This window comes from Streptococcus sp. 1621, from assembly GCF_013276615.1.
GTDB lineage: Bacteria > Bacillota > Bacilli > Lactobacillales > Streptococcaceae > Streptococcus.
This window is the reverse complement of record NZ_VMLJ01000047.1, coordinates 1-520: the sequence shown is the minus strand read 5'-3', so window position 1 is coordinate 520 and position 520 is coordinate 1. Positions and strand designations below refer to the sequence as shown.

The following is a 520-nucleotide window of genomic DNA, read 5'->3' as shown; positions in this document are numbered from 1 at the left end:
ATTTTCATTGAGTATTAAAATAGGTCATTTTCTTCTGGGAGGAGGATAGTCTCTCTACCATTCATATCTAAAACCAGAACTCTCGGGGGATAAAGAGGGTCGAAAGGATGATTAAAGTCAAAATCAATGGCTGTGGGGAGGTGTTGACTTGAGAAGTGGAAGGTAATTTTTCCTTGGTTATTGAGCAATTGAAACTCAAGTTCTTCTTCCAATTCAAAGACATTTTTTAAGAAGTGGTCAATAATATACCAAAAAGAATCAATGACATCATCAGGCAAGCTGGTAACAATGCCAAAACTAGCAGACCGCATCTGGGTATTGGTAAAAGCCATATTTTTGCCCCCTTTCTTTTCCCTTATCATACAGCAAATAGGATTAAAAATCAAGAAAAGGTGATTTTTTGAAAAGGATTTTAGCTACAGGGAGAAATAAGGAAAAAATCCTAAAAATCTCCCGAAGTTAATAGGTAAATTCCCAAATTAACTTGATTATATAACTTTCAGTTACTTTGAGAAGTTAC

Annotated in this window: 1 protein-coding gene; it reads right to left on the bottom strand. The window is 34.8% G+C overall.

Features of this window, described 5'->3' with window-relative positions:
• Positions 1-14: 14 nt before the first annotated feature.
• Complete coding sequence (locus tag HT697_RS09510) at positions 15-332, bottom strand: DUF960 domain-containing protein (RefSeq protein ID WP_173234219.1); 318 nt, start codon at positions 330-332, stop codon at positions 15-17.
• Between the last annotated feature and the right edge of the window lie 188 nt (positions 333-520).